Annotated in this window: 20 protein-coding genes and 1 other RNA gene; 11 read left to right on the forward strand and 10 right to left on the reverse strand. The window is 62.4% G+C overall.

The features are described 5' to 3' along the window. Nucleotides 1–47 precede the first annotated feature (47 nt). Nucleotides 48–485, forward strand: coding sequence for a MarR family winged helix-turn-helix transcriptional regulator (locus tag ACHEXL_RS03995; protein WP_416560741.1), 438 nt, complete (start codon nucleotides 48–50; stop codon nucleotides 483–485). A 29-nt stretch (nucleotides 486–514) separates the two neighbouring features. On the opposite strand, the gene ACHEXL_RS04000 is transcribed toward ACHEXL_RS03995, so the two are convergent. From ACHEXL_RS04000 to trxA, 6 genes are all read right to left on the reverse strand, one after another. After that, a complete protein-coding gene (locus ACHEXL_RS04000; RefSeq protein WP_416560742.1) occupies nucleotides 515–817 on the reverse strand; it encodes an antibiotic biosynthesis monooxygenase family protein in 303 nt (100 codons plus the stop codon). 36 nt (nucleotides 818–853) lie between these two features. After that, on the reverse strand, nucleotides 854–2,215 hold the full coding sequence (locus ACHEXL_RS04005) for an MATE family efflux transporter (protein ID WP_416560743.1): 1,362 nt from the start codon (nucleotides 2,213–2,215) through the stop codon (nucleotides 854–856). A 3-nt stretch (nucleotides 2,216–2,218) separates the two neighbouring features. After that, entirely contained in the window at nucleotides 2,219–3,952 is a 1,734-nt protein-coding gene (locus ACHEXL_RS04010; RefSeq protein WP_416560744.1) for a hypothetical protein, read from the reverse strand. A gap of 114 nt (nucleotides 3,953–4,066) precedes the next feature. After that, nucleotides 4,067–4,327, reverse strand: coding sequence for a type B 50S ribosomal protein L31 (locus ACHEXL_RS04015; protein ID WP_108427809.1), 261 nt, complete (start codon nucleotides 4,325–4,327; stop codon nucleotides 4,067–4,069). 85 nt (nucleotides 4,328–4,412) lie between these two features. Next, nucleotides 4,413–5,675, reverse strand: a complete 1,263-nt coding sequence (rho, locus tag ACHEXL_RS04020; protein WP_416560745.1) for a transcription termination factor Rho — start codon at nucleotides 5,673–5,675, stop codon at nucleotides 4,413–4,415. Between the two features lie 246 nt (nucleotides 5,676–5,921). Further along, entirely contained in the window at nucleotides 5,922–6,254 is a 333-nt protein-coding gene (gene trxA, locus ACHEXL_RS04025; protein WP_416560746.1) for a thioredoxin TrxA, read from the reverse strand. A gap of 104 nt (nucleotides 6,255–6,358) precedes the next feature. Between trxA and ACHEXL_RS04030 the strand changes: the two genes are divergently transcribed. Then, nucleotides 6,359–7,678 carry an NAD(P)/FAD-dependent oxidoreductase gene (locus ACHEXL_RS04030; protein WP_416560747.1) on the forward strand — a complete coding sequence of 440 codons (1,320 nt, stop codon included), beginning with the start codon at nucleotides 6,359–6,361 and terminating at the stop codon, nucleotides 7,676–7,678. 83 nt (nucleotides 7,679–7,761) lie between these two features. Then, nucleotides 7,762–8,055, forward strand: a complete 294-nt coding sequence (locus ACHEXL_RS04035; RefSeq protein ID WP_416560748.1) for a hypothetical protein — start codon at nucleotides 7,762–7,764, stop codon at nucleotides 8,053–8,055. 72 nt (nucleotides 8,056–8,127) lie between these two features. Here the strand turns inward: ACHEXL_RS04035 and ffs are convergent. Then, nucleotides 8,128–8,224, reverse strand: an RNA gene (ffs, locus tag ACHEXL_RS04040) — signal recognition particle sRNA small type. Between the two features lie 154 nt (nucleotides 8,225–8,378). On the opposite strand from ffs, the gene dnaX reads away from it, so the two are divergent. The 4 genes from dnaX to ACHEXL_RS04060 all read left to right on the forward strand — a co-directional run bounded on the left by dnaX (nucleotide 8,379) and on the right by ACHEXL_RS04060 (nucleotide 12,552). Further along, on the forward strand, nucleotides 8,379–10,367 hold the full coding sequence (gene dnaX / locus ACHEXL_RS04045; RefSeq protein WP_416560749.1) for a DNA polymerase III subunit gamma/tau: 1,989 nt from the start codon (nucleotides 8,379–8,381) through the stop codon (nucleotides 10,365–10,367). A 39-nt stretch (nucleotides 10,368–10,406) separates the two neighbouring features. Next, the gene (locus ACHEXL_RS04050; RefSeq protein ID WP_108427817.1) at nucleotides 10,407–10,730 is read left to right on the forward strand and encodes a YbaB/EbfC family nucleoid-associated protein; all 324 of its coding nucleotides are present in this window, start codon (nucleotides 10,407–10,409) and stop codon (nucleotides 10,728–10,730) included. 10 nt (nucleotides 10,731–10,740) lie between these two features. Next, nucleotides 10,741–11,331: a recombination mediator RecR gene (recR, locus tag ACHEXL_RS04055; protein ID WP_416560750.1), complete on the forward strand. Its 591-nt coding sequence runs from the start codon at nucleotides 10,741–10,743 to the stop codon at nucleotides 11,329–11,331. Between the two features lie 303 nt (nucleotides 11,332–11,634). Then, the gene (locus ACHEXL_RS04060) at nucleotides 11,635–12,552 is read left to right on the forward strand and encodes an ABC transporter substrate-binding protein (protein WP_416560751.1); all 918 of its coding nucleotides are present in this window, start codon (nucleotides 11,635–11,637) and stop codon (nucleotides 12,550–12,552) included. A gap of 42 nt (nucleotides 12,553–12,594) precedes the next feature. Here ACHEXL_RS04060 and ACHEXL_RS04065 read toward each other — a convergent pair whose 3' ends face one another. Together ACHEXL_RS04065 and gloB are read right to left on the reverse strand one after the other, a co-directional pair. Then, nucleotides 12,595–14,136 carry a transglycosylase SLT domain-containing protein gene (locus ACHEXL_RS04065; protein ID WP_416560752.1) on the reverse strand — a complete coding sequence of 514 codons (1,542 nt, stop codon included), beginning with the start codon at nucleotides 14,134–14,136 and terminating at the stop codon, nucleotides 12,595–12,597. A 26-nt stretch (nucleotides 14,137–14,162) separates the two neighbouring features. Continuing rightward, the gene (gene gloB, locus ACHEXL_RS04070; RefSeq protein WP_416560753.1) at nucleotides 14,163–14,933 is read right to left on the reverse strand and encodes a hydroxyacylglutathione hydrolase; all 771 of its coding nucleotides are present in this window, start codon (nucleotides 14,931–14,933) and stop codon (nucleotides 14,163–14,165) included. On the opposite strand from gloB, the gene ACHEXL_RS04075 reads away from it, so the two are divergent. The 4 genes from ACHEXL_RS04075 (at nucleotide 14,932) to ACHEXL_RS04090 (ending at nucleotide 20,799) form a co-directional block, all read left to right on the forward strand. Continuing rightward, on the forward strand, nucleotides 14,932–15,765 hold the full coding sequence (locus tag ACHEXL_RS04075; protein ID WP_416560754.1) for a class I SAM-dependent methyltransferase: 834 nt from the start codon (nucleotides 14,932–14,934) through the stop codon (nucleotides 15,763–15,765). The two genes, gloB and ACHEXL_RS04075, sit on opposite strands and share 2 nt — an antisense overlap. After that, nucleotides 15,752–16,198 (forward strand): ribonuclease HI, encoded by a 447-nt coding sequence (gene rnhA, locus ACHEXL_RS04080; RefSeq protein WP_416560755.1) that lies wholly within the window; start codon nucleotides 15,752–15,754, stop codon nucleotides 16,196–16,198. The genes ACHEXL_RS04075 and rnhA overlap by 14 nt, the downstream gene beginning before the upstream one ends. Nucleotides 16,199–16,385: 187 nt before the next feature. Next, the gene (locus ACHEXL_RS04085) at nucleotides 16,386–17,729 is read left to right on the forward strand and encodes an efflux RND transporter periplasmic adaptor subunit (RefSeq protein WP_416560756.1); all 1,344 of its coding nucleotides are present in this window, start codon (nucleotides 16,386–16,388) and stop codon (nucleotides 17,727–17,729) included. After that, nucleotides 17,716–20,799, forward strand: coding sequence for an efflux RND transporter permease subunit (locus ACHEXL_RS04090; RefSeq protein ID WP_416560757.1), 3,084 nt, complete (start codon nucleotides 17,716–17,718; stop codon nucleotides 20,797–20,799). Before ACHEXL_RS04085 ends, ACHEXL_RS04090 begins: the two co-directional genes overlap by 14 nt. 83 nt (nucleotides 20,800–20,882) lie before the next feature. Here ACHEXL_RS04090 and glp read toward each other — a convergent pair whose 3' ends face one another. After that, nucleotides 20,883–22,193, reverse strand: coding sequence for a gephyrin-like molybdotransferase Glp (glp, locus tag ACHEXL_RS04095; protein WP_416560758.1), 1,311 nt, complete (start codon nucleotides 22,191–22,193; stop codon nucleotides 20,883–20,885). Nucleotides 22,194–22,215: the final 22 nt, after the last annotated feature.

A 22,215-nucleotide genomic window follows, 5' to 3' on the forward strand; every position in this document is an offset into this window, starting at 1 on the left:
AGGACAGTGACTGGTGATAACCCTGTATTGGATGGAGAGATTTGCAAATGACCCACAGCTTTGATTTGGCCGCCGCGCCGGGGCACTTGATCCGGCGGGCGCACCAAATTTCCGTGGCAGTCTTCAATGAGCACCTGAGCGCGGCCGATGTCACCCCGGTTCAGTTCGCGATTCTCAATGCCTTGCACGACACGCCGGGGGTGGATCAAATCACTTTGGCAAAGCATGTGGCTTTCGATCCGGCCACGTCAGGCTCGGTGATTGGCCGCCTGGAGAGCAAGGGTTGGGTCGAGCGGCGCGCCGATGAGGTCGACCGTCGGCGCAAGTTGTTGGTGCTGACGCCTCAAGGGCTTCAGGCCCTGGCAGGCATGCAGTCGGCCGTGGCAGCGGTTCAATCGACGATTTTGTCGCCGCTCGCACCGACAGAGCAGGCGCAGTTCATGCACCTGCTCAGCCGTTTGGTGGCCGGGCACGAGGCGGCCTGATCGCAGCGGCTGGACCTGGCCGCTCGGCTTCAGGCCGATTTGACCGTCAGCTCGAAGTGCTCCACATGCGGAGGGGCTGCAAAAAACGGCCCCACAATGGCACGCCATTCGGTGAACAGGGGCGACTGACGGAAACCCACGGTGTGGTCTTCGAGGGTGTCCCAGAAAATTTGCAATACATAGCGCTCCGGGCTTTCGATGCCGCGGTTGACTTTGCCGCCTTGAAAGCCTTTGGCTTTGCAAGCCACGGTGTTCAAGCCGAGTTCAATGGCTTTTTCAAATTCAGCTTGTTGGCCGGGGTGGATGCGGATGTCGGCAAGTTCGAGGATCATGGTGCAGTGATGTTCAAAGTGAGCGAAGCCTGTACCTTAATGCATCCGGGGCCCGTGGAGTGTCCGCTTTGAGGCATGCCAGACCATGGCTGTGAAAAGTACGGACACCAAGGCCAGGGCGGCGGTGCTGGTCATCCAGAAAGTGTCTACGCTGGCCCGCATGGGCCAAGCCGCCCAGTCGATGCCTTGGTAGGCCAGCACGTAGCCGCCATACAAGCCCACGCCCCACAGCAAGGCGGTGTAAATCAGCAAGGGCATCAGGGTGATGCGGTAGCAGCGCAACAGGTAAGCGCAGACGGCTTGCACCGCATCGGCCAGGTGGTAGAGCGCTACCCAGCCCAGCCAAGCCGTGGCAGCTAGTACCACGCTGGGGTCGTTGCTGAAAGCCTGGGCCACAGCTTCTCGTCCCAGAAACAAGACGCCCGCGCCCAGCAAGGCGGCACCGATGGCCAATCCGATGCCCAGACCTGCCGCTCGTCGTGCTTTGCGCGCTTGCCCGGCCCCTAGCCAATAACCTGTGCGTGCGCTGCTGGCAATGCCCAGGGCCAGCGGCACCATGTACAAGACAGCAGCCAGACTGGCCGCGATCTGGTGACTGGCCAAGGCCACGGCGCCCAGACGTGCAATGAACAGGGCCATCAAAGTGAACGAGGTCACCTCGACCATGATGGCCAAACCCGCAGGCACACCCAAGGCCAGAAAGCGCCGGATCACAGGCCAATCGGGTTTTTCGGGGCGTCGCCACAAGCGGTAGGGCTGGTAAATGTCTTGTGTGCGCAAGAGCCACAGCCCGGCCAGCATCATCAGCGTGTTGACCGCCAGGGTGGCCCAGGCGCAACCCACCACGCCCATGCCGGACCCACCTGCGACGCCAAAAGTCAAGGCATACGACAGCGGCACTTTGACCAGCAAGGCGCCCGCCTGCAACCAGGTCACCAAGCGGGGATGCCCCAGGCTCTGGTTGAGCGTGCTGTACATGCGAAACAGCAGCGAAGGAAGCAAGGCCAGCGCCAGGATGCGCAAATACGCACGCACATCGGGCCAGAGCGCTTCAGGCACCTCGGTGGCCGACAGCCACAGGTCTGGGAACCACAAGCCGCAAATGCCCAGCACAGCGGCTGCACCAGCGATGTAAAGCGCCTGCCTAACCGAGCGGCCCATTTCGGCTTGACGACCTCCGCCGTGCAGTTCGGCCCATACCGGCAGCAAGGCTTGCAGCAAACCATTGAGCGCCACATAAATGCTGATGTAAATGGACGAGGCCAAAGACAGGACCGCCAGCGCCTTTGGGCTGTAGCGGCCCGCAATCAGGGTGTCGGCAATCCCGAAGGACATGACCGCCAACTGCCCCACCAGCACGGTGCCCGCATGGCGGGCAATGGTGCGCAGCTCGGACACGGCTCAGCGCCCCGGTACGTCAGCAGGCGCAGCCATGGCTTGGGCGGGACGGAAAATGACCAGGGTCTCGTCTTTGTCCGTTGGCCGTTTGATGGCCGTTTCTTCCACCCAGCCTAAAGACTGGATTTTGGCCGACAGCAAGGAGCGGTTGACGTTGTCCATGATCAGCCAGCGGCAGTCGCTTTGCGGCGCTTGCATGGGCACCAGTTTGGCTTTGGCGTGGTGCATCAAAGCCGCGCCTTGCGCCTTGCTGATGCCAACGTATTGCAGGCAGCCGCCAGTGCCCGTGATGCGGCTGACTTTGTGCACCAGTGGGGCATAGCTTCGCGCGTAGTCGAGCAGGGGTAACCAGAGGCTGGTCAGCAAGAGCCAGCAAAGCGCGGCACCACTGGCGGGCAACACCAGGCTTTTCCAGATGGCGGCGCGGTGGTAGCCGGTGCGCCAGCGCACCAGCGCGCCCCAAGCTACTGTGGCGGCCAGTGCCAAGGCGAATGCCCCGGCGGAAAACTCGGGAACGAACTCGGGTGCCAAGCGTGCCACATTGGCGGCCGTTTTGGCGGGTGTGCCAGTTTGCATGGCCACCCAAACCACCCAAATGATGAGCGCGCAGACACTGAAAAACAGCAACGTGAACCAGTCGATCAGGGCGCCCAGGCTGCGGCGCAACGTGGGCAGCGCCAGAGCAGCCAAAGTGGCGATGGCAGGCAGCGATGTCAACAGCGCCCGGTCGGACAGGCCTGTGAACCAGGTAGCCCCGACCGTCACGATCACGAACCACAGCGGCAAACCCAGGTGCGGGTAGCGCCAGCCTCGCGAGAGTTGTCCTCGCCAGCGCCACAGCGCCCACAAGGCCAGAGGCCAGGCGGGCCAGGTGAACCACGCCATCAATTTGGCCAGCACATGGACATCGACCATGGTGTGCGGTACCACGCGCCAGCGCCACAGATCCAGAGCCCCTGCGGTGGTGATGCACAGCAGGGCCATGAGCGCCAGCAAACCCACATCGAGCATGGTCATCCGGCGTTGAGCCGGGTCGGCCTGCGCGGTGGCGCAAATGACCGAGCCGCCGATGCCCAGCCACAGGGCCAGGCTAGGGGCACCCGAGAGGGTCAGGCCCAGCATGCCCGCGGCCACGGCTGCGGCACTTTGAATGCGGTGACGAGCCCAGGTGGACAGGCCGAAAAATACCAAGGAGGCAAAACACAGCTGGCTCAGCGCAGGCGTGATTTCGTGCGACAGACGCGCCAAGCCCAGGCAAGCCAACAACGCCAGCAAGCCACCGTCGGCCATGGCCCGCGCGTAGTCCGCTGGTTTGGCTTCACCGCCAAATGCAAATGCCACGGGTTGTGCTGCAGGGTGGCGGGTCAGCGCATAGACGGCGTACCAGGTGGACGCCAGCGTGATGCTCAGCATCCCGATGAAGGGCAGACGGGCAAAAGCGGCTTCAAAGCCTGCGGGTGCCCATTGGATGAAAACAGCGCCCAGCCAATAAGGCAGCAAGACCAGCTGGGCATCGGTGCTGCCCAGCAAGGTGGGTTGGAGCCAGGAGGCAGCGCCGCCCATGCCGGCTTGTGCCAGTTGCAGCATGTAGCCGAAGGCTTCGATGTCTTGGGCTTTCCAGGGCGTGCGGCCCAAAAACCCGGGCAGGACGTAGGCCACGCACAGCAACAGCAAGGCCAGACGTGGCAGTCTGCGCACAGCACTTTGGGCAACGATGGCGGGAGTGGGGTGGTTCACAGGATCAGAAGATATCAGTTTGGAGCGGCGTGTCGCGTGCGGCCAGGCGCAGTCCCATGCAAAAAGGGCAGGCCGGTTGCCCGGGCTGCCCTTTGGAAGACACCAAACGGTGAATTATTTGGCGACGGTGGTCTTGCCGAAACGGTTGCGGAACTTCTCCACGCGGCCACCCATGTTGTCGACCGACTTTTGTGTGCCGGTGTAGAAGGGGTGCGACTCGCTGGTCGTGTCCAGCTTGTACAAAGGCAACTCGCGACCGTCTTCCATGGTGATCATTTCCTTGGTGTTCGCGCACGAGCGTGTCACGAACTTGAAACCATTGGACATGTCCTGGAAGCAAATTTCACGGTAGTTGGGGTGAATGCCGTCTTTCATGGGGAAATCCTTTTATTTACGCTACGGTAGCCACTCTGCAGCCTATCTGAGAGCACTTTCTGCAAAAGCTGACGATTATAGGGCATCAGCCGCCGCGTCGCATCATGTCGAAGAACTCGGAGTTGTTCTTGGTCGCTTTCATGCTCTTCAAAACCATCTCCATCGCCTCGATTTCGTCCATGTTGTACATGAACTGACGCAAGATGCGGGTTTTTTGCAGCACTTCGGGCTGGAGCAGCAACTCTTCGCGGCGGGTACCGCTGCGGTTGAGGTTGATCGCCGGGAACACGCGCTTTTCGTACAAACGGCGCTCCAGGTGAATCTCGCAGTTGCCGGTGCCCTTGAATTCTTCAAAGATCACTTCGTCCATGCGGCTGCCGGTGTCGACCAGGGCTGTGGCGATGATGGTCAGGCTGCCGCCTTCTTCCACATTGCGGGCCGCACCAAAGAAGCGCTTGGGGCGCTGCAGGGCGTTGGCGTCCACGCCGCCAGACAGCACTTTGCCCGAGGAAGGCACCACGTTGTTGTAGGCGCGGGCCAGGCGGGTGATCGAGTCCAGCAGGATCACCACGTCTTTTTTCAGCTCGACCAGACGCTTGGCGCGCTCGATCACCATCTCGGCCACGTGCACGTGGCGCGAAGCGGGTTCGTCAAACGTGGAGGAGATCACCTCACCGCGCACGCTGCGCTGCATTTCGGTCACTTCTTCAGGACGCTCGTCGACCAGCAACACCATCAGGTGCACATCGGGGTAGTTGGCGGTGATGGCGTGGGCGATCTGCTGCATCATCACCGTCTTGCCCGACTTGGGCTGCGCCACGATCAGGGCGCGCTGGCCGCGGCCGAGCGGGGCGATGATGTCGATGACGCGACTGGTGATGTTTTCATCGCCCTTGATGTCACGCTCCAGACGCATCTGCTCCTTGGGGAACAAAGGTGTCAAGTTCTCGAACATGACCTTGTGTTTGTTGTTCTCGGGCAGGTCGTCGTTGACCTTGTCGAGTTTGGTCAGGGCAAAGTAGCGCTCGCCGTCTTTGGGTATACGCACTTCGCCTTCGATCATGTCACCGGTGTGCAGGTTAAAGCGGCGCACCTGGCTGGGGCTGATGTAGATGTCGTCGGTGCTGGCGGTGTAGCTCGAATCCGGGCTGCGCAAAAAGCCGAAACCGTCGGGCAGGATCTCCAACACGCCGTCGGCAAAAACCTGTTCGCCCGCTTTGGCGCGCTTTTTGATGATGGCAAACATCAGCTCCTGTTTGCGCATGCGACCCGTGTTCTCGATTTCGAGCGCGTCGGCTTGCTTCAGGAGTTCGGACACGTGAAGTGCCTTGAGTTCATTCAAATGCATGGGAATTGGCCTGTGTCGAAGCGGACCGTAGAGGGCCGTTTTCAGATAAGCGGGTGGAAATGTTCAGAACCGGAGGCCGCCCGGGGTTGGGGGCTGGTACTGCCGGCAATCAAGGCGCTGGTCCCTGTTCGGGCTGCCTTGTGGAAATTATGACAGGTTTTAAAGAGTGCCAGAAAACAAAAAACCGGGTCATCGCTGCCCGGTTTTCAAATGCGCAACCCGAATTTCTCGGGCCTCAAGCCTGCATCAGGCCAGTTGTTGGTCGATGAAGGCGGTCAATTGCGACTTGCTCATGGCGCCCACTTTGGTGGCCGCGAGCTGGCCGCCCTTGAAGATCATGAGGGTGGGGATGCCGCGGATGCCGAACTTGGCGGGGATGTCGCGGTTGTCGTCCACGTTCATCTTGGCGATTTGGAGTTTGCCTTCATATGCGGCGGCCACTTCGTCCAGGATAGGGGCAATCATTTTGCAGGGGCCGCACCATTCGGCCCAGAAGTCGACCACCACCGGTTGGCTCGACTGGAGCACGTCGGCTTCGAAAGTGGCGTCGGTAATGTGTTTGATCAAATCGCTGGCCATGGCCTATTCCTTGTGAACATTGAAGATGCAGCTAAAGTTGTGGCTATTTTGACAGAATCCAAAGGCATTCACCTGTCGCGCAGGCTTTGCCAACACGCCCTTTCATGACATTTCTTTTTGCGCCTGATCACTCTTCGCCCCCTGTTTCTGTCCTGAAGGTCGATGTGGCCATTGTGGGTGGTGGGCCTGCCGGCTTGATGGCGGCGGAGGTGTTGTCTCAAGCCGGTGTATCGGTTCATCTGTTCGACGCCATGCCCTCGGTGGGTCGCAAATTCCTGTTGGCGGGCAAAGGCGGTTTGAACCTGACGCATTCAGAGCCCAGTGAGCCCTTTCGCAGTCGCTACGGGGCCCGTCAAGCCGAAGTGGCAAAGTGGCTGGACCACATGGATGCCGAGGCTGTGAGGCGCTGGGCCCAGAGCCTGGGGGTGGAGACCTTTGTGGGCAGCTCGGGCCGGGTATTTCCGCTTGAGATGAAAGCGGCCCCTTTGCTGCGTGCCTGGTTGCAGCGCCTGCGGCATCCGGCCTCTGGGGTGCCGGTGCAGTTTCATATGCGCCATCGCTGGCAAGGCTGGGATGGGGACACCCTGGCTTTTGAGCCGACCGGCACTTCGGGTGTGACTCGGGTGCGTGCCCGCGCCACCTTGCTGGCTTTGGGCGGGGCCAGCTGGCCCCGATTGGGGTCGGATGGCGCTTGGGTGCCCTTGTTGGCCGATCAGGGGGTGGAGGTGGCACCGCTTGAGCCTGCCAATTGCGGCTTCGACGTTTGGGGGCGTGAGGGGACAGGCTGGACCGAGCATTTCCGCAGCCGCTACGCTGGGAGCCCCCTCAAGTCGGTGGTGCTGCGGGTGGAAGCCACTTCTGAGCTGGGCCATGCACTGGACGTGCCCCCCAGATTTGAGCGGCAGGGTGAATTTGTGGTCACCGACACAGGCGTGGAAGGCAGTTTGATTTACGCTGCATCGGCGCTGCTGCGCGATGACCTGGCCCAAGGCGCTGCCCGTTTGACGCTCGATTTGCTGCCCGACAAAAGTCTGGACCTGGTGCGTGCCGAGGTGCGTCGTCCGCGTGGCAGTCGCAGCTTGTCCAGCCACCTCAAAAGCCGCTTGGGACTCGATGGGGTCAAGATGGGCTTGATCTATGAGCTGTGCACACCTGAGTGCCTGGCCCAGCCGGAGGCCTTGGCGCTGAGTCTGAAAAATTTGTCCATGCTGCTCAAAAGCCCCCGGCCAGTGGCCGAAGCCATCAGCACCGCAGGTGGCGTGAGCTGGCTGTCCATGACTCCGGAAGGCATGTTGCGGCGGCGGCCGGGTGTGTACTGCGCCGGAGAAATGGTGGATTGGGAAGCGCCCACTGGGGGCTATTTGCTCACCGCCTGTTTGGCCAGTGGGTGGTGCGCAGGTCAATCTATTTTGACGAATTTGTAACAAATTCACACAAGTGGTGTATGCCTGCAGGCCACGTGCTGCGTTGTTAGCGGGTGAATAACTTCATCCATCACGAGGTCGACATGACGCCAGAAGCTTCCCAGGAATACCAGCGTGCCGTAGAAGAAGCCGCCAACGCTTTCATGAAAGTGATGGCCTTGCGTGGGTTCAATGTTCGCGATTACCCGCAGAATTTCGTGGCACAAATGGCCCAACAGACGCGCTTGGCCTTTGAAACCAACCCCCGCGGTGCTCACCGCAATGCCGACAGCTTGGTGTCTGAACTGCTGCGTGCAGCACCGGCTGCACCCGAGCTGGTGGTGCCGGCCAAAATCAAAGCGATGCCATTTCCTTCATTGCGTCGGCGCATGGCTTGAACTTCAGAATTGAATGGGCATTCGATCCGAGCTTGTGGGGCGCAAGCTCTGAATCGATGCTTTGGGGTGTTAGTTGACGAGCCTTGACCCCGGCACTGGCTCCACAGTTAGGGCTGCTTGGTTCCCCACCTGACCCGGTTGGCCGCTTCACCATGCGGGAAGGCCCGTCAGAACCGATTGTAGGCGAGCTGGCCGGCGCTTTTCAGTCGCCACCTGTTTTTTACTTTTTCTCGTGGGGCTGATCTGCCGGCCAATCGCCTGCTGGATGCATCGACGCGCTGTTGTGGTCTGGGATGTCTCGCCAGCCCGATAGAATCAGCCCCATGTCTTACCTTGTCCTCGCGCGCAAATACCGCCCCCGTAATTTCACCGAAATGGTGGGGCAGGAGCACGTGGTTCAGGCTTTGACCAATGCCCTGGTGCAGCAGCGCTTGCACCATGCCTACTTGTTCACTGGGACCCGGGGTGTGGGCAAGACCACGGTCTCGCGCATTTTGGCCAAGTCGCTCAACTGCCAGGGTGCAGACGGGCAGGGCGGCATCACCGCCGAGCCCTGCGGCGTGTGCCAGGCTTGCCGCGACATCGACGCCGGGCGTTTTGTGGACTACACCGAGCTGGACGCGGCGTCCAACCGGGGCGTGGACGAGGTGCAGAGCCTGCTGGAGCAGGCGGTTTACAAGCCCGTGCAAGGCCGCTTCAAGGTCTTCATGATCGACGAGGTGCACATGCTGACCAACACCGCTTTCAATGCGATGTTGAAGACCCTCGAAGAACCCCCAGAATATTTGAAGTTTGTGCTGGCCACGACCGACCCGCAAAAAGTGCCCGTGACGGTGCTCTCGCGCTGCCTGCAGTTCAACCTGCGGCCCATGGCCCCCGAGACGGTGTTCGAGCACCTGACCCAGGTGCTGGCTGCTGAGCAGCTGAGCGCCGAGCCGCTGGCTTTGCGCCTGCTGGCCCGCGCCGCACGCGGCTCGATGCGTGACGCGCTGAGCCTGACCGACCAGGCCATTGCCTTTGGCAATGGGCAGTTGCAAGAAGCCGGCGTGCGTCAGATGCTGGGCAGTGTGGATCGCAGCCATGTGCTGCAACTCATTCGCGCCCTGGCCGAAGGCGACGGCGCCACCGTGGTGAACCAGGTCAATGCCCTGCGCCTGCAAGGTGTGTCGGCCGCCGCCACGCTGGAAGACATGGCCATGCTGCTGCAGCGCATGGCGGTGATGCAGATGGTGCCCAGCATGGCGCACGACGGCGAAGACTCTGACGCCCAGGGCTTGGCCGATTTGGCGGCTGCCATGCCCGCCGAAGAAACCCAATTGCTCTACAGCCTGTGCCTGCATGGCCGAACCGAGCTGGGTCTGGCCCCGGACGAGTACGCGGCTTTGACCATGGTGCTGCTGCGCTTGCTGGCCTTCAAACCCCAGGCGGGAACGGCAGAAAAAAAAAGCCCGCTGACCAGCCCTCGGGCCCAGCTTGAGGCCGCAGCCGCCCCCTCGGTTGCCCCTGTAGCTGCCTCTTCAAAGGCCCCTGCCTCTGCGGCCTCACCCTCGGCAACCGTGACCGCGCCGGGCCACAGCACGCAGCCCCTTCGTTCCGGGCAGGCCGCACCCGTTGGGACAAAACCTGCGCCCATGGCGCTGGATACCCCACCACCCGCCGCCTCAGCGCCCAAGGCCGAGCCTGAATCAAAGCCGCCGACCGTGCAGCCTGCAGCCGTGGCCAGCGATGAGCCGCCGCCATGGGAGGATTGGCCTGACACGACCGACTACGCCGAGCAAGAGGCCTTGGCCTCCGTCCCGGTGGATGCATCGGTCCCGCAGGCCCCATCCGCGCCTGCCTTGCGTGCTTTGCCTGTGCGAGAAGCGCCCGAGCCCTCGGCACGCCTGGACATGCCCCGCGCCGCTGCACCAGCGGCTGTCCAGGCCACGCCCGAGGGCGATGTTTGGCTGGAAGTGGTGCAGGGCCTGCTCGACCAGGAGAGCATCACCGCACTGGTGCGCGAGCTGGCTTTGCAGTCGCAACTGCTCGGCCGCGACGGTGCGCAGTGGCAGCTGCGCGTGGAGCGCGAGACGCTGAACCACGCCGCCAGCCGGGAGCGCCTGCAGGCGGCTTTGCTCGCGGCAGGCCACGGTGATGTGAAGCTGCACATCGAAGTCGGCACCGTCACCGACAGCCCCGCACGCCGCCTGGCGGTGAAGGCCGCCGAAAAAATGCTGGCCGCGCAAGAACTCATCCAAAACGACCCGCTGGTGCAGGCCATGGTCCGTGACTTTGGCGCGAAAATCGTGCCCGGCAGCATCCAGTTAATTTGATTCTCACCTCATTACCCACCTCATTCCAAAGGAAACACCATGTTCAACAAAGGACAACTCGCCGGCCTCATGAAGCAGGCCCAGGCCATGCAGGACAACCTGAAAAAAGCCCAGGAAGAATTGGCCTTTGTCGAGGTGGAAGGCCAGTCGGGCTCCGGCATGGTCAAGGTGTTGATGACCTGCAAGCACAACGTGCGCCGTGTGACCATCGACCCCAGCTTGCTGGCCGATGACAAAGACATGCTGGAAGACCTGGTGGCCGCCGCCTTCAACGACGCGGTGCGCATGGCCGAAGAGGTTTCGCAGCAAAAAATGGGCAAACTCACTGCTGGTTTGCCACCGGGCATGAAACTGCCTTTCTGAGCGTCTGATCATGGCCGACACCCACGCCCTTGCCACTTTGGTGCAAGCCCTCAAGGGCTTGCCGGGGGTGGGCATCAAGTCGGCCCAGCGGATGGCTTTTCAGCTGCTGCAAAACGATCGGGCTACCGCCCGGCAACTGGCGGCTGCTTTGCACAACGCGGTGGAGAACATCCGCCATTGCGAGAGCTGCCACACCTTCACCGAAGCGGCTTTGTGCGACACCTGTCTGGACGCCACACGTGACCGCACCCAGTTGTGCGTGATCGAAACTCCGGCCGACCAGTCGGCCATCGAGCGCACCGGCACTTACCGGGGTTTGTATTTCGTGCTGATGGGCAAACTGAGCCCGCTTGACGGCATCGGCCCGCACGACATTGGTCTGGCCAAACTCAAACAACGCGTGGGCGATGGCGTGCTGACCGAGGTGATTTTGGCCACCAACTTCACCGCCGAGGGCGAGGCCACCGCGCATGTCATCTCGGAGATGATCCGTCAGCAGGGCCTGCGGGTTACGCGCCTGGCCCGGGGTGTGCCCGCGGGCAGCGAGCTGGAATACGTGGACCTGGGCACCATCGCTCACGCACTGGTCGACCGGCGTTGAGGGCCAGGGGCTGCACGCCGAGGGGGCTGCCTAACCGGTCCATGCAGGCTGCAGCAGGGGTGCGCGAACTACCTGCAATCCATTACGTGAAAACCCGCTCGGGATCAATCCCGATGCGGCGCGCAGCGCTTGTCCCTATGCTGAACGCATCGAATTTCCGATGATCACAGGAGTCTGCTGGTGTCTGGCGTCAATGCGCGGCGACGACAACTCTTGCTCTCAGCAATGGGCGCTTGGGCAGGCACTTCTGCGTCCCATGCGGCAGTTGAACCTGCGCGGGGGCCGCACAGGGTAACCATCGCCTTGGCAGCCAGGCAAAGCCTCTACCATTTGCCGCTCACATTGGCCGAGCAGCTGGGGTATTTCAGGCAGGCGGGTGTCGCGGTCGAATGGTCGGCCCATGGGTCTGGTGCCAAGGCCTTGGCCAGTGTCTTGCTGGGGCAGGCAGACGTTGTGGCCGGTGCCTTTGACCATTTGTTTGGCTTGCAGGCCAAGGGTTTGAATTACCAAGCCTTTGTTCAAATGGGGCGAACGCCCCAGCTCAGCCTGGGCGTGGCTTCGCGGCTGGAGCTGCCCACCCCGTTGGCGCTCAAAGGGGCCCGCTTCGGTGTCACCGCGTTGGACTCCAGCACCTATTGGATGACCTGTCAGTGGCTTTTGCAAAATGGTCTGCTGCCCGAAGACGTGGTGTTTGTCGAAGTGGGTTCATCTGCAGCTGTGGCCGATGCCTTGCGCCAGGGCGCCATCGATGTTTTGTGCAACCCGGACCCAGTGATGTATGGCCTGGAGCAAAAGAACGACATTCGGGTGTTGGCGGAGGCGCGTACTTTGATGTCCACCCGCAAACTGATGGGGGGGGCGGTGCCTGGGGGCTGCTTGTTTGCCAAGACGGAATATTTGCAGCGGCAGCCCGAAGTTGTCCAGGCTTTGAGTGATGCGGTGGTGCATGCCCTCAAGTGGCTGCAAACAGCCGGCTTGACCGATATCTTGAAGACAGTTCCACCGATTCACTGGTTGGGAGATCGCGCCATTTATCTCGGCGCTTTTGAGAAATTGCGCGAGTCCTACGCGCTCGATGGCGTGATTGCGGCAGACGCTGTGGCCAATGCTTGGCGGGCGCACAGCCGCTTGCCTGGACGGCCATCTACTGCCCGCATGGTATTGGCGCAAACTTATACCAATGGCTTTGCGCTGAAGTCCAAAAACCGCTTCATTGCCTGAGCGCTGTTGTTGGTATCTGCCGTCTCTCTGCCCAGACCACCGTCAGCGTTTGGGCTGGCTTGCTTTCTTTCGGGCCGGCGATGACAGCTTGTGTTTGGCAGGCTTGCCCGGGTTGGTCCGGGCAACGCGCCTTGAGGCTTGTGATGGCACCAAAATGGTCAGGGTTTGGCCGGCGCTGACCCGTGCATTGACTTTGAGCTTGTTCCAGGCGGCCATGTTCGCTTCGGACACGCCATGCCTTGCGGCCAGGCTGGCCAGCGAGTCGCCTTTGCGGGCCTTGACCGCAATCCTTTTGAGTACCACTTCGGGCGCCAGGCCCAGCTGGCCGTTGTCGGCCAGGTGTTCCGTCACGTCGTTGTCCAGGCGGCCTTTGCGGTGGACCAGCAAAGTCGAACCTGCCGTGACCATCATTCGGGGGGGGATGCCGTTGACCGAGCGCAGTTGCTCTACAGGCATGTCCAGCTGCTGCGCCACGTCTTCGGGCTTCATGGTCCGAGGGGCTTGCCATGCTGTCCAGGTGGCCAGGGGCCGATTGGCGTGGGCTTGCAGGTTGCGTTCAAAAACTGTGGCGTTGTCCCAGGGCAGCAGAATTTGGGGCGTGCCCGCCGCCAAAATGACCGGTCGGTTCATCGAGGGGTTGAGTGACTTGAAGTCTTCCAGGCTCACGCCAGCGAGCTTGACGGCCACGGCCACGTCGATGTCGCGCTCGATCTGCACGCTCTTGAAGTAAGGGTGGTTCTGAATCAGCGGCAGCTGGGTGTTGAAGGCCTCGGGTTGGGCGATGATGTTTTTGACCGCCTGCAACTTGGGCACGTAGTAGCGGGTTTCGTTGGGCATGTTCAAGTCGCTGTAGGTCAGCGGCTTGCCCAGGGCTTTGTTGCGTGCAATGGCGCGTCCCACGCTGCCTTCGCCCCAGTTGTAGGCGGCCAGCGCCAGGTGCCAGTCGCCAAACATGGCGTAGAGCTTTTGCAGGTAATCGAGCGCAGCGCGGGTCGATTCCAGTACGTCGCGGCGGTCGTCCCTGAACAGGTTTTGCTTCAGGTCAAAGTACTTGCCGGTTGCTGGCATGAACTGCCACATGCCCGCCGCTTTGGCGCTGGACACCGCTTGCGGATTGAAGGCCGACTCGATGAAGGGCAGCAAGGCCAATTCGGTCGGCATTTTGCGGCGTTCGAGCTCTTCCACCACATGGAAAAGGTAGGGGCGTGAGCGCTCGGTCATGCGCAGCATGTAATCAGGGCGACTGGCATACCACTGCTCCCGGTTACGCACCAGGTCGCTGTCCAGATCTGGCATGGCAAAGCCGCGCCGAATGCGCTCCCACACATCGCTGGGCGGCGTCAATCCCAATTGACCTTGGGGTTTGAGTGTGACGGGGGTTTCGGCGAAGCTGGGCGAGGCTGGCTCTGCTGCCGATCCGGTAGCGTTCGTGGGTGGGGTGGTGGATGGCGCGGCCACTGGTGGCGTTGGCGAGACCGATGTGGGTGAGGGTGCAGTGGCACAAGCGCCTAGCAACAGGCTCAGGCCCAAGCAGATAGCGGCATGCCAGTGTCTGGTGGTTCGGCGTTCGGCAAGTGTTGTCAAGGGGCTGTGGCGGTCAGATGGGTTCGTCAAAATTCGTTCTTCCAGGAGCGCAGTGCGGCAAAGGTCGTGACATCGTCTCGCGCCTGGGCATCGCGCAGGCGCACAGCCTGGGCGACAGCGCTGCTGCGGCTGCGTAAAAAGGGGTTGATCGCGCACTCGGTGGACAGCGGCACGGGCAGGGTGGCCAGGTTTTGCTGGCGCAGTGCAGTACATGTTTGGGCGTATTCGCGCAAAGCTTTGTTGTCCGGGTCGACTGCCAGGGCAAATTTCAGGTTGGACAGTGTGTACTCGTGGGCGCAGCAAACGCGGGTGGGGCCGGGCAGGGCGGCCAAACGGTCGAGGGAGTCGAGCATCTGGGCCGGCGTGCCTTCAAACAGACGTCCGCAGCCGCCCGAAAAAAGGGTGTCGCCGCAAAAAAGCAGCGGGTCTTGTCCGTCGGGCTGCGCCCAAAAAGCGATGTGACCCAGGGTGTGACCCGGAACATCGTGGACTTCAAAACGCAGGCCGTGCCAGTCAAATTGGTCGCCTTGCTGCAGGCCACGGGCCTGCACGGGCATTTTTTCGAGGGCCGGACCGACCACCTGCGCCCCCGTTTGGGACACCAGATCGGCAACGCCGCCCGTGTGGTCCGCATGGTGGTGGGTGACTAAAATCAGGTCCAGCTGCAAACCCGGGTGCTGCCCGAGCCAGTCCAGCACAGGCGCACTGTCCCCGGGGTCCACCACCAGGGCGTGGTGGTCGTCGCGCAACAACCAGATGTAGTTGTCTGAGAATGCGGGCAGTGCAATGAGTTTCATGGAGAGTCAGATTATAGAAAGCCAGCATTCAGGGGACGTCTGGTTGGCCCGTTTGGGTCAGCCGGTGGCGTCGCGCCTGCTGACCTGGGAGCAGCAGCAGGCCGATGCCTTGCTGGCCGATGTGTTCGGTTACTACGCGGTGCAACTGGGCTGGCCCCAGCTGCAAGCCTTGCGCAGCAACCGCATGCCCCACCGCTGGATGGCCCGGGCCGAATTTGAGCCCCTCTTGCCCGAGTCTGACCCGGTCACACCCGACGGGGAGCCGCATGTGTGTCTGGACAGCCGGGCCTGGCCTTGGCCCGCCGACAGCCTGGACTTGGTGGTTTTGCCGCACGCGCTGGAGCGCTCGGCGGACCCGCATGCCTGCTTACGCGAAGTCGAACGCGTGCTGATTCCCGAGGGTCAGGTGCTGATCACCGGCCTCAACCCCTGGAGCCTGTGGGGTTGGCAGCCAACGCGACGGCAGCGGGACTGTGATCAGGGCGGCGCACAGCCTGGCACCTTGATTGGCTACCGGCGTTTGCGCGATTGGCTGCGTTTGCTGGGTTTTGAGGTGCAGGTCAGCCGCTTTGGCGGATGGGCGCCTGCCCTGGGCAGCGAACGCTGGATGCAGCGGCTGCAGTGGATGGACAAGCTGGGCGAACGCTGGTGGCCGATTCTGGGCGGCGTGTACCTGATCATGGCCACCAAACGGGTGCCTGGTGGCCGCCTGATCGAGGGGCGCCGCTGGCGCACGGTACGATCGCCCGCTGCAGCGACGGCGCCTGTGGCCCGTTCAGACACCACCATGGGCCCAACCACGGCCTCGAAAGACTTTGTTGACTCACGTTGAAATTCACACCGATGGCGCCTGCAAAGGCAATCCTGGGCCAGGCGGCTGGGGCGTTCGCCTGCAGTCGGGCCAGCATGTTCAGGAGCTGTTCGGCGGCGAGCTGAACACCACCAACAACCGCATGGAGATGACCGCCGTCATCGAGGGCCTGCTGGCCTTGAAGCGCCCCTGCCAGGTCACGCTCTACCTGGACAGCGAATACGTGCGCAAAGGCATCACCGAATGGATTCACGGCTGGAAAGCCCGCGGCTGGCGCACGGCCGCCAAACAACCTGTTAAAAATGCCGATTTGTGGCAAAAACTGGACACGGTGGTGTCCACTTCGGGACACCAGATCGACTGGCGCTGGGTCAAAGGCCACAACGGCGATCCGGGCAACGAGCGGGCCGATGCGCTGGCCAACCAAGGCGTGGAGAAAGCTTTGGGCCGCTGAAGCGCCGGTTTCGCCGGCTTGGGTCATGTCGCCACCAGCTCGGCCTGTCGCCGCGGCGCCCCAAAGGACCGTCAGGCCTTCATTGGGCGAATGGGGCGAATGGGGCGAATGGGGCGAATGGGGCGAATGGGGCGGCGCTGTTACATTCTGACAATCTTGGTGAATTCAACCTGCGAGAGAGATCTGAATGGCTTACAAGAAGAAATACGCCGTGCTGGCGTTGTTGGGTGTGGGCGTAGCCTCCGGTGCCGCTTGGTGGTTTCAAAACAAAGGCAGTACGTCGGGCGAGGGGACCAAACCTGCCACCACGGCAGCCGCAGCCGCGGGCCCAGCCCGGGCCCCCGCAGTGGAAGTGGCCAAGGTGGAGACCATGACTTTGGTGGACGAAACCCAGGCGGTGGGCAGTCTGCGCTCGCGTCAGGGCGTCATGCTGCGGCCCGAGGTGGGCGGGCGTGTCAAACAGATCTTTTTCAACGATGGCCAGCGTGTGCGCAAAGGCCAGGTGCTGGTGCAGTTTGAAGACCAGCTGCAGCAAGCCCAGTTGTCACAGGCCAAGGCCGAGCTGTCGATTGCCGAGGCCAACCACAAGCGCAACCAGGAGCTGGTGATGCAAAACTTCATCAGCAAGCGCTCGCTGGATGAAAGCGGTGCTGCGCTGGAGGTTTCGCGGGCCAAGCTGGCCTTGGCCGACGCCACCTTGCAACGGCTCAAAGTGCTGGCCCCGTTTGACGGCATCACCGGTCTCAAGCAGATTAACGTAGGCGATTACCTCAAGGACGGCGCCGACATGGTCAACCTCGAAGACATCGATGCCGTGCTGGTCGATTTCCGTCTGCCCGAGCGTTTTCAGGCCAAGATCCGGACCGGCCAAAAGGCCCAGCTGACGGTAGACGCCTTGCCGGGTCGCCCGTTCACGGCCATCGTGCAGGCGGTGGACCCTTTGATCGAGGCCAACGGCCGCTCGGTGGGGGTCAGGGGGTGCATCGACAACCGTCAGCAGCAATTGCGTCCGGGCATGTTTGCCCGGGTGAACGCGGTGTTTGGTGTGCGTGACAATGCGCTGGTGATTCCGGAAGAGGCCATCATCCCCCAAGGCGGTCGCACCTTTGTGGTCAAGGTCGTGGCGGGTGACAAGCCCGACGTCCAGGTGTCCGAGCGTGTGGCGGTCAAGGTGGGTCTTCGCCAGCCGGGCAAAGTCGAGATTCTGGAAGGCTTGGCCGCAGGCGACACCGTGGTGACAGCAGGCCACCAGCGTTTGCAAAAAGACGGCACCGCAGTGCGGGTGGTGGATTTGTCCCAGCCCGGTGGCGGTCGACCTGCCGCTGGGTCGGGTCCGGCTGGCGCACCTGCGGGTGGCGCATCGGCGGCGCCTTCCGCATCGGCCTCTTCTTCGACCGCTTTAGCGGCTGGCCCAGCCCCTGCCAGCGCTGCCGCTCCGAGTGCGGCTGCCAAGCCAGCACAGCCGCCTGTCAAGCCCGTGGCCCTGTCGGGCCCCAACCCTTGCCTGAGGGGTGCCGATGCAGCTCGCTGAAGTCTCCATCCGGCGGCCGGTCCTGGCCGTCGTCATGTCCTTGCTGATCGTGCTGATCGGTGCGGTCAGTTTCAAGAGCCTCTCGCTGCGCGAGTACCCCAAGATCGACGAGCCCACCGTCACGGTGACCACCCGCTATGTGGGCGCATCGGCCGAGGTGGTCGAGTCGCAGGTCACCAAACCTCTTGAGGATTCGATTGCGGGCATTGACGCGGTCGACGTCATCACCTCCATCAGCCGTGCCGAGCAGTCGCAGATCACGGTGCGTTTCCGTCTGGAAAAAGACGCCGATACGGCCGCCGCCGAAGTGCGTGACCGCACGTCTCGCGTGCGCAACCGCTTGCCGCAAACCATCGAAGAGCCGGTGATCGCCAAAGTCGAGGCCGATGCCTTTCCGGTGATTTGGCTGGCTTTCACCAGCGACACGCTCAATCCCTTGCAAATCAACGACCTGGTCAACCGGGTGGTCAAGCCGCGCCTGCAGACCGTGACGGGGGTGGCCGATGTGCGCATTTTTGGTGAGCGCAAATACGCCATGCTGGTGTCGCTCGACCATGCCCGCCTGTCGTCCTACAAGCTCACGCCACAGGACGTGGAAGATGCCATCCGCCGCAGCAACCTCGAGTTGCCGGCAGGGCGGATCGAGTCGACCAACCGCGAGTTCAGCGTGTCCTCGCAAACCGATCTGGCCCGTCCGGGCCAGTTTGGCGAGATCGTGATCCGCACCGTGAACGGCTTTCCCGTCAAGCTGCGCGATGTGGCCCAGATCAAGGAAGACGCCGCCAACGACCGCAGCAAGGTGCGTCTGAACGGTCAGCCCGCGATTTCTGCCGGGGTGATCCGTCAGGCCACGGCCAACCCGCTCGAGTTGTCGGCGGGTGTGCGCGAGATGATTCCCCGCCTGAAGGCCGACTTGCCGGGCGACATGGAAATCAATGTGGCCAATGACAACTCGGTGTTCATTGACCGCTCCATCAAGAACGTGTTTTCCACCATCGTCGAAGCCGTGGTGCTGGTGGCCTTGGTGATTTTCGTGTTCCTGCGCACCATCCGCGCCTCCATCATCCCGATCATCACCATCCCGGTCAGCCTGATTGGCGCGTTTGCCATGATGGCGCTGGCGGGTTTCACCATCAACACTTTGACCTTGCTGGCGCTGGTGCTGGCCATTGGCCTGGTGGTGGACGATGCGATCGTGGTGCTGGAAAACATTTACCGGCACATCGAGGAAGGGCTGGACCCGTTTTCAGCGGCCATCAAGGGTGTGCGCGAGATCAGTTTTGCCGTGGTGGCCATGACCTTGACGCTGGCGGCGGTGTTCGCGCCCCTGGCCTTCACGCCGGGTCGTACGGGCAAGCTGTTTGGTGAGTTTGCGCTGGCCCTGGCGGGGGCGGTGATTGTGTCGGGCTTTGTGGCCCTGACCTTATCGCCCATGCTCAGCGCCAAGCTGCTGCGCCACAACCCCAATCCCGGCTGGTTTGACCGCAGCATGGAGCGCTGGCTCACGGCGCTGTCGACCGGCTACGAAAACCTCTTGCGCCTGATCCTGACCCGTGCCCGCTGGGTGGTGGTGTTGGTGATGATCGGCTCGGGTGTGGGCATTGCCTGGATTTACCCCACCATGAAGCAAGAACTCGCGCCCCTGGAAGACCGGGGCACGATTTTGGCCACGGTGAACGCCCCCGACGGCTCCACCCTGGAATACACCGACCGCTATGCCCGCTCGCTGGAGAAGTTCGGCCAGGCTTACCCCGAGTTCGACCGCATTTTTGCCAACATGGGCAACCCCACCGTGGGCCAAGGCACCGTGGTGTACCGCGCGGTGGACTGGGATGAGCGCAAGCGAACGACACTGGAAATCGCCCGTGAGCTGGGCGGCAAATTCAACAGCTTGCCGGGCGTGAATGCCTTCCCCATCACGCCGCCTTCTTTGGGGCAAGGCTTCCGTGAGCGGCCCCTGAACTTCGTGATCCAGACCTCGGACAGTTACCAGAATCTGAACCTGATCACGCGGCAGATGATGGACGAGATCGCCAAGAACCCGGGCATTTTGTCGCCGGATGTGGACTTGCGCCTGAACAAGCCCGAGCTGCGTGTGGAAGTAGACCGCGTCAAGGCCGCTGAGCTTGGCGTCAGCATCGAGGTGGTGGCCAAAACCATCGAGACCATGCTGGGCGGTCGTGTGGTGACCCGCTACAAGCGCGATGCCGAGCAATACGACGTGATCGTGCAAACCCTGCCATCGGCGCGCAACACGCCGGACGACATCGACGTGATTCAGGTGCGCGGCCGCAACGACACCATGATTCCGCTGTCGAGCCTGGTGAAGGTGCGCGAGAGCGTGTCGCCGCGCGAGTTGAACCACTTCGGTCAGCGCCGCTCGGTGTCCATCACCGCCAACCTGGCGCCCGACTACTCGCTGGGTGAAGCCTTGAAGTTCATGGACGAAACCGCGGCCAAAGTGCTCAAGCCGGGCTACACCACCGAACTCAACGGCACCTCGCGCGAATTCAAGAACTCGCAAGGCGCTTTGGTGATCGTGTTTGTGCTGGCGCTGTTCTTCATCTTTTTGGTGCTGGCGGCCCAGTTCGAGAGCTTTATCGACCCCTTCGTGATCATGCTGTCGGTGCCGCTGTCGATGATCGGTGCGCTGTTGGCACTCAAGTTCACAGGGGGATCGCTCAATGTGTATTCGCAGATCGGCCTGATCACGCTGGTGGGCCTGATCACCAAGCACGGCATTTTGATCGTGGAGTTCACCAACCAGCTGCGCGAGCAAGGACTGGCCACGCAAGAGGCGCTGATCAGGGCCTCTGGTCAGCGCTTGCGCCCGATCCTCATGACCACCGGGGCCATGGTGCTCGGCGCGGTGCCGCTGGCCTTGGCCACGGGTGCGGGCGCTGAGAGCCGCACGCAAATCGGCTGGGTGATTGTGGGCGGCATGAGCCTGGGCACCTTGCTGGCCGTGTTCGTGGTGCCCACCATGTATTCGCTGTTGGCCCGCAAGGTGGTCCCAGGGCCGAACAAGACGGTGGCGCATGACGAGCCACCGGCTGCTGCCTTGCATTGAGGCTCTTATGTTGGGGGTCTCCAGCCAGCGCATGAAAAAAGCGGCCAAGGCCGCTTTTTTCATGGTTGATCCAGTGCTGCGCTTTACAGGTGCCCGTCGAACATCATGACCTGAACTTCGTCTCCCACCGCCACATGGCCTTGGTTGTGCCCCAGCAAGATCAGCCCGTTGGCCTGCACCATGGAGCTGAGCACGCCCGAACCCTGGTTGCCGGTGGTGCAGACCAGCAATTCGCCCGCCGCGTTGGTGCTGACTATGCCGCGCTGGTATTCGGTGCGGCCGGGTTTCTTGCGCAGGGCTTCCGTGCTTTTGGCCTTGAGCAGGGGCAAGGGGGGCGTTTGCCAGCCCATGAGCTGCTGGAGAGCCGGGCGCACAAAGGCTGCGAAGGTGACCATGACAGCCACCGGGTTGCCCGGCAGGCCAAACAGCACGGCCGAGCGCTCACCTCGCTGGATGCGGCCCACGGCCATGGGCCGGCCAGGTCGCATGGCGATGCGCCAGAAGGCCACATCACCCAGTTTTTTCATCATGGCCTTGGTGTAATCGGCCTCGCCCACGCTCACGCCACCGCTGGTGATGATGGCGTCGGCTTGGCTTGCGGCGTTCCTGAACGCTTGCTCCAGCTCGGCTGGCTCGTCGCGCACCACGCCCATGTCGATCAGTTCACAGCCCAGGGCCTGCACCATGCCCGCCACGGTGTAGCGGTTGCTGTCGTACACCGCGCCTTCGCGTGGCGCTTCGCCCAGGCTCAGGATCTCGTCGCCGGTTGAAAAATAAGCTACTTTGGGTCGGCGCCAAACGTTGACGCTGGGTAAACCCAGACTGGCCAACAGGCCGCAGGCGGCGGGGCCGATGCGGGTGCCGGCACGCAGGGCGGGTTGTCCGGCCATCAGGTCTTCACCCAATAAGCGGCGGTTGTCGCCCGTTTGCAGCAGGCCAGGGGGAATCTGCACCGTTTCGCCGTCCACCTTGATCAGCTCTTGTGGCACCACGGTGTCCAGCCCGGCGGGCATGATGGCCCCGGTCATGATGCGTACGCATTCGCCGGCATTCACCGTGCCTTGCCAAGCCGCACCCGCCAAGGCGGTGCCCACCACGGTCAAGACGGTGGGGCGGTCGGTTTGGAGTTCGGTGCCGCGAAAGGCATAGCCGTCCATGGCCGAGTTGTCATGCGGCGGCACGCTGATGGGCGAGATCACGTCGTGGGCCAGGATGCGCCCGTGCGCCTGCATCAGGGGCACGGTTTCCTGTTCGCGTACCGGTTGCACCAGCTGGGCCAGAAAGTCGTTCACATGGCGGGCCGACAAAGCCTGCGGGTCGTAGCCTTGCAGACGGTCAGCGATCTCGCTCAGCGATGGTGCGGGTGACAGGGTGGGTGACGGTGGCGAGGTCATGGTCTGCGCGGCCACAGCAAGC

This window comes from Limnohabitans sp. YIMB22184 (genome assembly GCF_048020265.1).
Lineage (GTDB): Bacteria > Pseudomonadota > Gammaproteobacteria > Burkholderiales > Burkholderiaceae_C > Limnohabitans_A.